This is a genomic window from Psychrobacter sp. FME6 (genome assembly GCF_014861365.1).
Lineage (GTDB): Bacteria > Pseudomonadota > Gammaproteobacteria > Pseudomonadales > Moraxellaceae > Psychrobacter.
On sequence record NZ_RRYW01000039.1, the window covers coordinates 17442 to 28679 of the forward strand.

An 11238-nucleotide genomic window follows, 5' to 3' on the forward strand; every position below is an offset into this window, starting at 1 on the left:
GCTCCTTATACGTTAGCAGCTGTCGAGGTTTCATCGACACTAGGTTCATGATCAGTCGGGTCAGCGATATCAACAGGTTTGCCTTCTGGCATTTTAAGTGTTTTATACACGTTATATGCCATGACAAACATACCTGATACATATAGCAGACCACCGAACGCACGACCAATATATGGGAAATGCGAGAACTCAACGGTATCAACGAAACTATATACCAAAGTACCATCAGGGTTAGTGGCTAGCCACATCATACCTTGGCCAATACCTGAGATCCACATAGACACGATATAGAAGATAGTCCCTGCAGTAGCTAACCAGAAATGCGTGGTGATTAAGCTGATAGAATACATTTTTGGTTTATTATAAATACGTGGTAATAACACGTATAGCGAACCAATGGTAATCATACCAACCCAGCCAAGTGCCCCTGAGTGAACGTGACCTACTGTCCAATCCGTGTTATGCGATAGCGCATTCACAGTTTTGATGGACATCATTGGGCCTTCGAACGTCGACATGGCATAGAATGACAGTGCCACAATCATAAAGCGAATGATTGGATCGGTACGTAGTTTATCCCAACTGCCTGACAGTGTTAATACCCCGTTAATCATACCACCCCAAGAAGGTGCGAATAGAATAATAGAGAATACCATCGCCAATGACTGCGTCCAATCTGGAATCGCTGAATAATGCAAATGGTGACCACCAGCCCACATATATGAAGCAATCAATGCCCAAAAGTGAACGATAGACAAACGGTAAGAGTAAATAGGACGCCCAATCTGTACTGGAACGAAGTAATACATCATCCCAAGGAAGGCTGCTGTCAGGTAAAACCCTACTGCGTTATGCCCCCACCACCATTGCACCATCGCATCGGTCGCACCGCCAAATAATGAGTAAGACTTAAAGGCACTAACAGGGATGGCCATACTATTTACGATATGAAGTAGTGCAATCGTAATAATAAAGGCAGCAAAGAACCAGTTGGCCACATAAATATGTGAGGTTTTACGTTTGATGAGTGTACCGAAGAAAACGATGGCATAAGAAACCCATACCAAAGCAATCAAGATATCAATTGGCCACTCAAGCTCAGCGTATTCTTTAGTCGAAGTCAAACCTAAAGGTAGGGTAATAACGGCTGATACAATAACCGCTTGCCAACCCCAAAAGGTAAACCAAGCTAAATAAGGGGCAAATAGCCTTGTCTTACAGGTACGCTGGACAATATAGTAAGACGTTGCGAACAGGGCAGAGCCACCGAAAGCAAAAATAACGGCGTTGGTGTGTAGTGGTCTGAGGCGACCAAATGATAGCCATGCGATGTCAAAGTTCAGAGCTGGCCATGCCAACTGTGAAGCAATGAACACACCAATACTCATGCCGACGATGCCCCATATTACTGCCATGATCGTAAAAAATCGTACGATAGTGATTTCATACTCACGGTCAATTGGGGCGACTGCTGTGTTTTGTAAACTCATTGGATGATTCCTTTACAGCCCGAATTATCAACAGAATTAACTAATTCTCCGCGTCATCTGTATCATTAATTTTGATAAACAGATGGTGGTTGCGGCACATGCTATTTTTGATTTACTTATTACAGTCAGGTTATTAACTATCAATCGAAACTTTTATTGTCTATTAGTTGGTACTAATGAACAGAGAGAAGCGTTTCAAATACACGACACTCATAGCTAATCGATAGTAGGATTGTTAATAACACGTTAAAGTGAATAAGAAGATGCGCCGTTTTCGAGCATCAGACATCTAATGAGGCTAAGTATTTATCTTAATTATTACCAAAAACCCGTACTAATGAAGATAGATACCAATATCCATAGGGTCATAAAAAATACATTGACCATAGATGTATGCTAGCGGCGGCTGACAAAAAAACATGTTTACGTAATGTTTAGTTAAAACTCCCGACTCTGTTTAAGGGTATTGTAACGCAAACCTAATAAAATATCATTAAGACTATGCGCTAAAATACAAACTCTTTGGTAAAAATCTCTGCAAACAACTTATCGTTGCTGCGTTATTTGTCTATTTTATACCCAATTTCCCTACTATTCTAGGGGTTAAAAAAAGATACTGTTATCAAGGTAAATGCCCAATTCCTATAAAGGTTTTGTAACAGTATTAGCATTAGTGCTATAAATAGGTTTTACTTATCATTAAGTCGCATCTTATAATGAAGCTAAGTATGATTGATAATAGAGCTTTTATAACACTATTGTTAGTACGTATTTTATGATTCAACCTCTAATCAGGTAAGGCTATGACGTAGCTTTAGCCTTATATAATACCAATTAAGGATAACAATATGGCAGTTTTTTTGACAGACGAATGGTTTGAGCAAGTTGAGCAGATGGGTCAGGAAGCGGGTGAGCTTAACTTACCGCCAGCATTAGATAATATGATTGTTAATTTAAAAGTATCTGATACTGAGCAAGATATCGAAGCTAACTTTGCTAACGGTTTATTGCACCGCGGTCTGAATGATGCGGCGACTACCACACTCTTACTTGATCGCAGTATCTTACAATCTATCATTACTGATTTTGATACCAATGAAATTATGGGTGCCTTTATGAGTGGTAAAATTCGTGTCGAAGGCGATATGTCACAATTGATGGCGGTACAAACGGCTCGTCCAAGTAGCGAACAAAAAGAACTTTATAGCCGTATTAAGTCAGTAACGACCATGGCGTAATATTTTATTGCCTCGTTTATTCTTAGCTAATTTTAAAAAAGTAGCTAAATGCAAAAGAGCCTTTAATCTTAGATTAGAGGCTCTTTTTATCGATATAGATTTGAAGAGTTTTTTAATTAACTGGCTTTTACTTGCTGGGTTATGTTTTCCTGGTTTTCTTTGTAAATGGCTGCTTGTAGCCAAACATTCGCTTGCACATAGTCATGTACCTTAATAAAGGCAGTCTCTGGGGTGTTGAGTGCGCCAATACGCATCACAAATGGGTCGGCATCTTGTTCGCGCAGTGCTACCACATCAAATAAGATGATTGATTTACCATTAAAGACGGTTTCTTGCTTGCCGAGCACCTGACCTTGACACCAAGCTTCATCCTCTTGACCCAAGGTATCGCCAAACAGATAAGCACACATATGACCCAAGTTAATTTCTACTGGTGCCATTTGCGCTTCGGTTTCAGGCTTCCACTCACTGATTTGTTGCTGTAGATCATCGGGGATTTGGCCGTCATTCGCGGCGACGATATCGTTAAAGGCACGATGGTAGCGAATCGACTCTTGGTCTTCTACCATAATTACCTCGTTTTGTTCGCTCAGCTTAAACTCATGGGCCCAAGCGCTAAAATTCACAAAATATGAGGTGTCGCGTTGGTATAAATGGCGATTGGTCGTATACAGCTGATCAAAGGCGTAAATAATACTGCCGTCCGCTGTACGCAAGCGTAATACCGCATCGTGGGAGTTGTCGTTGGCAATGACACGCTCAATTTTACAGTTGAGCCCATAAGGACTATCGACACAAGGGTAGGCGTTGATAAAGCATTCAGGCTTCCCCTCTTTCATGGCCAGGACTTGATTGATATGACAAGGCTGATCTTCAGATAATAACAAGCAGCTATCTTGGGCACTCACATTGGGGTTGAGGCCTTTGGGCATTGCCGCCTGTTCGATCATTTTTTGTAGCCATGCTGGCACGTCATTGCTCATATCATCGGTCAAGATGCGCCAATGATCGGCGTGACCGGCGGTCTGCTCATCAGTCAAAGTGATTTTTGTGGGAGATTGAATGTTTTTATATTGATAATTAATGGTCATGAAAATACTCAAAATTAAGTCAGCGTGAGGTTTAGACCAAAAACTGCTATTGCTGATATACCTTCCCATATTTAACGGTCTTGGTTTTTGATAGCCAGCAATTATTCATCAGTCAAGGGTCAACAAACAACAATGAATGGTTAATGACAATTGTCTTTAGCATACAATATATAGGTATTGACGCAAGCAATAGCAAGTCCTTCATAAAAAATAGTAACAAAACCCAGTTTTTTAGTAAAAAATAACCGCAGTTTTTGCTAATGACTGGCATATATTAGCTAAATTGTGTCAAACTAGCTCCCTTTTGACGGCTGTCTTTGGCTCGTCTGAAACCCTTTTTTTTGTTCGATTTATATGTGAGCGTATCAAGTGCCGCCGTATGAAGCACTTGATACGACTGGTTTTATAGCATATACAAAGTCGCACGTAGATAAGATAAAGAGTTTGAATATGTTTCGTCCTTTAGCGTTATTTATTGGCTTGCGATACACCCGCGCAGAGCGTAGTAATGGTTTTATCTCCTTTATATCGCTGATCTCGATGATTGGTCTGACTCTTGGGGTTGCCGTATTGATTACGGTGCTATCGGTCATGAATGGTTTCGACCGTGAACTAAAAACACGTATTTTGGGTATGGTGCCGCAAGCAACCGTGGTCTCGACTGAGATTATCGATGATTGGAAGCAATTGGCTGATGAAATTAAAGAAGACCCAGAAGTCGCCGCTGTAGCGCCTTTTATCCAGCTGCAAGGTATGCTGACCTCAAATGGTCAGGTCGCAGGGATTATGGTCACAGGCGTCGATCCTGAATACGAAAAAAATGTCTCAATCATCAACGAGCATATGGTCGAAGGTAGCATTGATACGTTGCATAACGGTGATTTCAGTATTGTGCTAGGCGAAGAGATGGTGCAATCTTTGGGGTTGCAGTTGGGTGATAAGGTGACTTTGGTGCTACCGGAAGCCTCTCCATCGCCTGCTGGCGTGATACCACGATTTAAGCGCTTCACCTTGACGGGTATATATACGATCAGTCCTGAGGTAGATAGTCTGATGGCGTTTATCCCGATGGGAGATGCAGCAAAACTGCTACGTCTGCCAGAAGGCGCACAGGGTGTACGTATGAAACTTGTGGATATTTTTAGTGCGCCAATAGCGGCAGAAAAAGCAGCAGCGATCGACCCTGGACGATTGTATCCTAGTAATTGGACACAGACGCATGGCAACTTATTTGGGGCGATTCAAATGGAAAAAGCAATGGTGGGTTTATTGCTATTCTTAATCATCTTGGTCGCCGCCTTTAACATTGTTTCAAGTTTGGTCATGCTGGTCACAGATAAAAAAGCAGACATCGCTATTCTAAAAACCTTTGGCGCCTCGCCGCGTTTGATTACTCAGGTGTTTATGGTGCAGGGTATCGTTATCGGCTTTATCGGTACGATTGCGGGCACGATATTGGGTGTGATATTTGCGCTGACGGTTAGTGATATTTTGGGCTTTATCAACCAGACCTTTGGCCTAAACTTATTTGATGCCTATTTTGTTAACTATCTGCCATCGCAGCTGCGCTTGACCGATGTGGTGTTGATTACGAGCGCCTCATTTATATTGAGCTTCTTGGCCACCATTTATCCAGCACGCCGAGCGGCTAAAATTCAGCCGGCGCAAACGCTACGTTACGAGTAATTAAAGGTATGAATGCCACTATAAATAAAATAAAGGAAGTGCTATGTCTGCGATTTTGAAGGCGACCAATATCAATAAGATATATGATGAAGGGGCGGTCAGTACTCAAGTATTGACCGGCTTAGATTTGAACGTCAATGCTGGGGAGCGCATTGCTATTGTTGGGACTAGTGGTTCAGGGAAAAGCACTTTGTTACACCTACTAGGTGGGCTTGATACGCCAACCAGCGGTGAAGTCTGGTTACATGGCCAGTTATTAAACAATATGAATGAGACTGAACGCGGTGCGATGCGCAATAAATACTTAGGGTTTATTTATCAATTTCACCATTTATTGGCAGAGTTTACCGCCATTGAAAACGTCGCCATGCCATTATTGATGCGCCCAAAAGTATCGACGACTGAAGCGCGTCAACAAGCCATTGATATTTTAACCAGTGTCGGTCTTGAGCATCGTTTGGCACATAGACCGGGTGAGCTATCAGGTGGTGAGCGTCAGCGTGTGGCGATAGCTCGTGCTCTGGTGACTAAGCCATCGCTTATTTTGGCAGATGAGCCAACAGGTAACTTGGATTATGATAACGCCCAAAGTGTTTTTGGGCTGTTAACAGAATTGCAAAACACCATGCAAACCGCTTTACTGATGGTGACTCATGATCGCAATTTAGCCGCACTTGCAGATCGGCAGTTATTATTGCGTAATGGTCATTGGGAACAGTATTAACAACGTTACGCAGCCAAAATAAATACACTGCTGACGGCATAAACAGCAGTGATGATATAGCAGTCTATCCATTGAATAGAGATGAGGATTATGGACAAAAACGAAGACCCGATTGCCGCCTTTGGTAGTGCCGAAGAAGGCAATGAGCCACTCAAGCCCTATATGGATCCGACGTTGTTCGATACGATTGATAAACAAGCACAAATAGATCTGCTTACGCCAGTTTTTGATGCGATCACCTTAGCCGGTGTTGATTACGATTTAAAGGCTCAAGACAGCGCGACGGGTAAGCGCTACACGTTACTCAAAAACGAAGAAGTGATTGGTGTGTTTATAATGGAAGAGAAGCTTACTGAACATATTCTTGAAGCGATGGAAAAAAATAGCGAAGACGATTGAGAGCGCTGTGCTGTGTTACATATTTTTTGGAGGAGTGTCTTAACGTTTAGGCGGTTTATCAGCTGCATTATTGGACTGGCGTTTTTGCCAGCTGGTGATGGTTTTATAGCGCCATATGGCTTTGAACGCTAAGCCGCATATAATGCTACTGATAACTGCCAAGATAGTTAAACCCAAACAAAAAGCAGTAATCGATACTGTGCCTTTATAAGTAATGAATGGATTGGCACCATCGGATACAATCCACAAACTAAAGTCAGAAATCATTCTACCGATAACCCGCAAGCTAATCATCGGCACGTCAAGAATTTTGGCGCCGATATAATACCCTGCATAAAACACAGGCAGTGTGGTTATCGGGTTGGTAATCCAAGTCAAACCAAGTGCCATTGGTACGTTAGCACGGAAAATAAGGGCGCCGATCAATGCCAATAACATCTGTCCAGGTAATGGGAAAAATGCACTAAGCACACCAATATATACCGCTTTATTTAGGCTATGACGATTAAAATGCCATAATCGTGGATCAGCCAAATGCGGTGCAAACAATTTTAAGGTGCGGCTTTCTAAGATTTTCTCTGGGGTAGGAAGCAGGTCTTTGAGACGTTTTTGGGGCACAGGATCGCCTTTAATCGTTAACTACAGTCCGCTCAAGCGCATTGATGGGCTGGTATAAAGTGAGGTTAGTAATAAAAAGCACTAATAAAAATATATGGAATGAGGATATTAGATAATCGTCGTTCAATATCTTTAATCAGTATAGGGTAATAATGATATAAATGCTATTGCACAAGGGGTGAGTTGCTAGTGTACTGGTTAATTGGTAGCTTAATTACTGTCGCTATGATGGGCGTTTTGGCAGTCGCGGATAATACGGCGTTGCCAACTCATTCGTTCCTGTTGGATATTAATAATAGCTTCTCTTTAGCATTAATTATTTTTGCCATTATATTGATCGTGATTGCCCAGTTTAAAATACCATCAGTACATATCAATAATACTGCTCAAAACCCTTCTAGCCATTGCCCTCGTAGCGCTAAACCTTCATTTCGCATTATATATTATTTGTCATTTTCTATATTAGCAATTGGGCTAATTATAGGAAGTGCAGTGCAAGCGTTGGTTAGCCATCAACATGCAGAAGCTGCAGCAATCTCTGAGCCTATGCGGGTACAAGCACTAGTGACTATCGAGGGGGTGAGTGATAGTGTCTATGATGCCAGCACAGAAAGTGGTTATCGACAAGTTGCTACTATTAGCCATATAACGCCCTTAGTGTCTAAGCTTACAGCGCAAGATTTAGATAATAGTAAGGTTAATTATTTAGAAGATGATAAAAATAGCCTAAGCAGTATCGACTTAAATAATCAAAACTCAGATACAAAAAAATTAAATACGGCCACTCTAACTCATAATAACAATCAAAACGTCAAATACCGTATATTGCTCAATGCTTATCCAAAGCATTCATCAAAGTCAGCTTCTCAAACTCCTTCTGGTAATAGCGAATTTACCAATTTAAATTATTTACAGCCTGGTGATCAGCTATTTATGAGTCTGACGCTGGCGCCGCTTGAGAGCTCTGAGCAAGCAATAAATAACCCGTCTGGCTTTGACAGCTATCGTTGGTTGCGAGGTCGTCATATCGATGGGGTCGCAAATATACTGGCTACCAGCGCATCGACTATTCCTAATACCGAGTCATTAGATCTGACCGCTTCTTCTGACTCATATTTTCAGCGTTTTCGTACCTATATTGACCAAGGACGTTGGCAGTTACGGCAGCATTTTCATAAGGGTTGGGAAGAAAAGACCACCGCACAGCAACAAGCTAAGGCAGTGACATTAAGCTTGCTTACAGGTGACCGCAGTTTAATCAACCGTGACACCAAAGATTTATACCAATTGGCGGGTATCTCACATCTACTTGCTATCTCAGGGACGCATGTATTGTTTTTAGCGATTATGCTATCCGGCACAGTCGTCTCGTTTTTTGATCGGCTATGGCCAGTATTTTACCGTCATATTCCGCGCTGGCAAGTACGCTGGTGGGTGATGATTGGTGCTGCTTTTATTTATGCGCTATTTACTGGCTTTGATGTGCCTGCTGCTCGTACCGCATGGATGTTATTAGCGATAGGTTTGGTGCGTTTAACGTTATTGCCTGTCGGTACGATGCGTGTATTGTTTGCGCTGGCTATACTGATGGCATGGCTCGATCCGTATGTATTATGGCAGGCTGGTTATTGGCTATCCTTTATTGCAGTGGCGCTATTACTCAAGTATGACGACAGCTCCTATCGGTATAGGCAATCCTCTTTACCTCATAAAAACAATTCTGATAAAGCGAGTGTGATCAATACTGTGTCACAGCACCTTTGGATAATAAGTAGACGGGTATTTAAACTCCAGTTTTGGCTATTTCTCACTTTATTACCTGTTACTTTATTACTGTTTGGCAAAGCATCATTGTGGTACACGTTACATATGCATTTTAAATTCTACACCACACATATATAGCTAGTGACAATAATACATGAGTTAGTTCTAACTATAATAATAAGGGTAATGCCCCTTCAACAAACAAGAAAACTTGAAAGTAGGGTTTTGGTCCATATTGTCAATCTCATAGGTTTTAGCTTGAGAAATAATAGTTAAGCAACGTGATCATGATAATCAAACCACATTTGTCTTCATGCTTTATAACCCAAACCTTTTTGAATCCGAGCCTGGTTATACTCAGGCTCAATATATTCAGGCTCAATATATTTTGTAATATCATTAATGACTTCAAGTTCTATTTCATAGTCTTGGTGGTACTCCAGCTCATTCTTCAACATACCCCTGCAGCTTTCTATAGTCGTGTTATCAAAGCAGTTGCTATGCTTGAACATTGAGTCTTGAAATTCATGTTGGTTTATGACCTTGCAATACTCGTTGCTATAGTGTTGACAGCCTCTTTCAGAGTAAACGATTAAATCCTTGAAGGGTCTTTTATTCTTAACTAATATATTGAGTGTACGGAATACTAAATTTGATGTAATGCGCTTGTTGAATGCATGGCCTACTAGCTCATTGGTAGATATACCTAACACATTCAAGTGATACCACATGATCTCTTCATTGCTAAAAAGCCTAATGTGTAGTAGTATTATAGGTACCTAATGTTCATGTTTGAACATAGGAATAATTATAGCGAAACAGCATCCTTTAATGTGAAAACATAAAAGGTGCTTTTCGCTATTTTTTTTGCTTATTATTTGAGATTAATATTTATTTAATAGTTAATTAATCTTATTTAAATAATTTAGGTGTCGTTACTATGGCTAAACTTGAGTTTATTTGTTATCAGCATAAAAGAATTCAGGTTAAGGGAGGCTCGGTAGTTTGGACAAGCCTGAAAAGACCGAATATTAAAAAACTTCCTCAAATAGTGTGGGGTAATAATAGACCTTGGACAGAGGCAAACCTATGGGCATTATATAATTCTAATTCATTAGGGCAGGATATTAAAACCGTTCGTTCTAATATGTCTCATATTTATGCATATGCGAAATGGTTAGAGAGCGAATCAATAGCATGGTGGCATTTTCCTGAAAGAGAAAGTGAACGCTGCCTCACTCGCTATAGAGGTGTACTAATTAATGCAAGGAATAGAGGAGAGATAGCTCCAAGCACAACTTCTCAGAGAATGGCAACAGTTATTAGATTCTATAGATGGATGCATGATAGAAGCTTTATCTCTCCTGAGAGAGCGATGTGGGAAGAACGAATTTTCAAAATAAAAATTACGACCTCATTTGGTTTAGATCATACGATGCGAGTAGCAAGTACAGATCTAGCAATACCAAACCGAAAGGTTTCTGGTGCATTACAACTTGAAGATGGCGTTATGCCTGTTTCGTCTGCTGCTATGAAAGAAATTATCAACTTAGCTGATAAATATGCTTCAGAGGAGTTGACCCTCATGCTAAGAGTAGGTTTTTTTACTGGTCTACGTTTAGGTTCAATTACTGATTTAAAAATGAGTTCTTTAGGAAATGCCACAACAACTCCTAATGTTGGTTGGAAATATTTATCTGTAGGCCCAGGGGCTAGGCCACCAGTCGCAACAAAATTTAGCGTAACAGGATCAGTTCCAATTCCTGAAGAACTACTAAATAACCTTTTAGATTACTGTATGAGTAATCGGCGTTTAAAGCGTCAGGCATTAGCTTCTTCAGAAAATCAGGACTTAATATTTTTATCTAGGTATGGCAATTCATACAATAGTGATGATAATCGTGCAGTTAATGTTGGGATGTTGCGTTTACGCTCCAAAGGAAGAAAAGAAGGTTTAAAAGTCATGGAGGGATTTAATTTCCACAGGACAAGAGCTACTTTCGCTACTGAATTGATAAAAGTAGCATTAAGGTTTATGCCAGTTAGTGATTCTATTCAATTTGTAAAAGAGGCTTGTCTCCATAAAGATGAGAGTACGACGATGAAATATATAAAATTCATTGAAAATAATAGGGTTATGGCTGATACCGCAGATGCATTTACTAATTTATTTATGTGACCCCTGCCGTCAAATCCGTACACATAAACTTGGGAGATTTTAGTTACGC

At 40.7% G+C, this 11238-nt stretch carries 10 protein-coding genes; 6 read left to right on the forward strand and 4 right to left on the reverse strand.

Annotated elements, in window-relative coordinates; genetic code table 11:
- Positions 1–5 precede the first annotated feature (5 nt).
- Positions 6–1490, reverse strand: a complete 1485-nt coding sequence (gene ccoN / locus EI162_RS07510; RefSeq protein ID WP_192523761.1) for a cytochrome-c oxidase, cbb3-type subunit I — start codon at positions 1488–1490, stop codon at positions 6–8.
- A gap of 848 nt (positions 1491–2338) precedes the next feature.
- On the opposite strand from ccoN, the gene EI162_RS07515 reads away from it, so the two are divergent.
- The gene (locus EI162_RS07515; protein WP_192523762.1) at positions 2339–2728 is read left to right on the forward strand and encodes an SCP-2 sterol transfer family protein; all 390 of its coding nucleotides are present in this window, start codon (positions 2339–2341) and stop codon (positions 2726–2728) included.
- A gap of 116 nt (positions 2729–2844) precedes the next feature.
- On the opposite strand, the gene EI162_RS07520 is transcribed toward EI162_RS07515, so the two are convergent.
- Positions 2845–3819, reverse strand: coding sequence for a hypothetical protein (locus EI162_RS07520; RefSeq protein ID WP_192523763.1), 975 nt, complete (start codon positions 3817–3819; stop codon positions 2845–2847).
- A 450-nt stretch (positions 3820–4269) separates the two neighbouring features.
- Here EI162_RS07520 and EI162_RS07525 point away from each other — a divergent pair, with 450 nt between their 5' ends.
- From EI162_RS07525 to EI162_RS07535, 3 genes are all read left to right on the forward strand, one after another.
- Complete coding sequence (locus EI162_RS07525; protein WP_192523764.1) at positions 4270–5505, forward strand: lipoprotein-releasing ABC transporter permease subunit; 1236 nt, start codon at positions 4270–4272, stop codon at positions 5503–5505.
- Between the two features lie 43 nt (positions 5506–5548).
- A complete protein-coding gene (gene lolD / locus EI162_RS07530) occupies positions 5549–6229 on the forward strand; it encodes a lipoprotein-releasing ABC transporter ATP-binding protein LolD (protein ID WP_192523765.1) in 681 nt (226 codons plus the stop codon).
- A 90-nt stretch (positions 6230–6319) separates the two neighbouring features.
- The gene (locus EI162_RS07535; protein ID WP_192523766.1) at positions 6320–6628 is read left to right on the forward strand and encodes a hypothetical protein; all 309 of its coding nucleotides are present in this window, start codon (positions 6320–6322) and stop codon (positions 6626–6628) included.
- Between the two features lie 39 nt (positions 6629–6667).
- Here the strand turns inward: EI162_RS07535 and EI162_RS07540 are convergent, their stop codons facing one another.
- Positions 6668–7246, reverse strand: coding sequence for a DUF2062 domain-containing protein (locus EI162_RS07540; protein ID WP_318779301.1), 579 nt, complete (start codon positions 7244–7246; stop codon positions 6668–6670).
- A 189-nt stretch (positions 7247–7435) separates the two neighbouring features.
- On the opposite strand from EI162_RS07540, the gene EI162_RS14835 reads away from it, so the two are divergent.
- Positions 7436–9148 carry a ComEC/Rec2 family competence protein gene (locus EI162_RS14835; RefSeq protein ID WP_192523767.1) on the forward strand — a complete coding sequence of 571 codons (1713 nt, stop codon included), beginning with the start codon at positions 7436–7438 and terminating at the stop codon, positions 9146–9148.
- A gap of 173 nt (positions 9149–9321) precedes the next feature.
- Here EI162_RS14835 and EI162_RS07550 read toward each other — a convergent pair whose 3' ends face one another.
- On the reverse strand, positions 9322–9468 hold the full coding sequence (locus EI162_RS07550; protein WP_192523768.1) for a hypothetical protein: 147 nt from the start codon (positions 9466–9468) through the stop codon (positions 9322–9324).
- 482 nt (positions 9469–9950) lie between these two features.
- Between EI162_RS07550 and EI162_RS07555 the strand changes: the two genes are divergently transcribed.
- Positions 9951–11189, forward strand: a complete 1239-nt coding sequence (locus tag EI162_RS07555) for a site-specific integrase (RefSeq protein ID WP_192523769.1) — start codon at positions 9951–9953, stop codon at positions 11187–11189.
- Positions 11190–11238 lie beyond the last annotated feature (49 nt).

Coding starts and splice junctions, on each gene's coding strand:
- EI162_RS07555 (WP_192523769.1), top strand. CDS start 9,951: ATGGCTAAACTTGAGTTTATTTGTTATCAGCATAAAAGAATTCAGGTT.
- EI162_RS07525 (WP_192523764.1), top strand. CDS start 4,270: ATGTTTCGTCCTTTAGCGTTATTTATTGGCTTGCGATACACCCGCGCA.
- EI162_RS07520 (WP_192523763.1), bottom strand. CDS start 3,819: ATGACCATTAATTATCAATATAAAAACATTCAATCTCCCACAAAAATC.
- EI162_RS07515 (WP_192523762.1), top strand. CDS start 2,339: ATGGCAGTTTTTTTGACAGACGAATGGTTTGAGCAAGTTGAGCAGATG.
- EI162_RS07550 (WP_192523768.1), bottom strand. CDS start 9,468: ATGTTGAAGAATGAGCTGGAGTACCACCAAGACTATGAAATAGAACTT.
- ccoN (WP_192523761.1), bottom strand. CDS start 1,490: ATGAGTTTACAAAACACAGCAGTCGCCCCAATTGACCGTGAGTATGAA.
- EI162_RS07535 (WP_192523766.1), top strand. CDS start 6,320: ATGGACAAAAACGAAGACCCGATTGCCGCCTTTGGTAGTGCCGAAGAA.
- lolD (WP_192523765.1), top strand. CDS start 5,549: ATGTCTGCGATTTTGAAGGCGACCAATATCAATAAGATATATGATGAA.